The organism is Streptomyces sp. P17 (genome assembly GCF_032436805.1).
Classification (GTDB): Bacteria; Actinomycetota; Actinomycetes; order Streptomycetales; family Streptomycetaceae; genus Streptomyces.
The window spans coordinates 1-563 of the sequence record NZ_JAVRBF010000268.1; the positions used below are offsets into that span (position 1 = coordinate 1).

General features: G+C 69.3%; 2 protein-coding genes. Both read left to right on the forward strand.

Annotated features, from left to right (window positions below; all coding sequences use genetic code 11):
* The coding region (locus RMT89_RS40785) for a hypothetical protein (protein ID WP_315888804.1) at positions 1-201 on the forward strand (201 nt) is incomplete at its 5' end.
* Positions 198-563, forward strand: a 366-nt coding sequence (locus RMT89_RS40790; protein WP_315888805.1) for a hypothetical protein, incomplete at its 3' end; no start/stop codon positions are given. The genes RMT89_RS40785 and RMT89_RS40790, both read left to right, overlap by 4 nt.

The window sequence follows — 563 nt, forward strand, 5'->3', positions numbered from 1 at the left end:
TTTGGCGGTGTTGGTGCTGTGATGAGCGCTCTAATCGCTACCACCGTGGGGCGCCACCCGGGCTATTGCCAGCCGGTGGCGCTCCGCAGTGGCGACGCGGTACCTGACTGGGCTGAGGGGATGATCGGCGACCATCTGCTGGCCGCCGACGACCCGGCCCCGTCGAAGCCGAAGCCTGCCACGCGGGGCCGGTCGGAGTGACCACCGTCGAGGACGTCCGCATCGCCGCCCGCAGGGCGAGCCTCGGTGGCGATGAGACAGTCCTCGTTCAGCGGTGGATCGCGGTGGTTGAACGCATGATCGCTGACCGCCTCGGCCCCCTCGAGGCGCTCGACAGTGACGCCCTCGCCGTGTTGGTGTCCGTGGTGGTCGCCGACCGCATCACCTCGCGGGGGCGTGGCGTCACAGCAACTCAGGTCGCTGTCGATGACTCGTCCACGTCGGTGCGGTACGACACCGCCGACACGGGCTGGTTCCGCATCACCGCCGCGCACTGGGACCTGCTGGCCCCAGATCGCGGACGGGAGTCCGAGGCGTTCAGCATCAACCCCGCCTATCAGGCA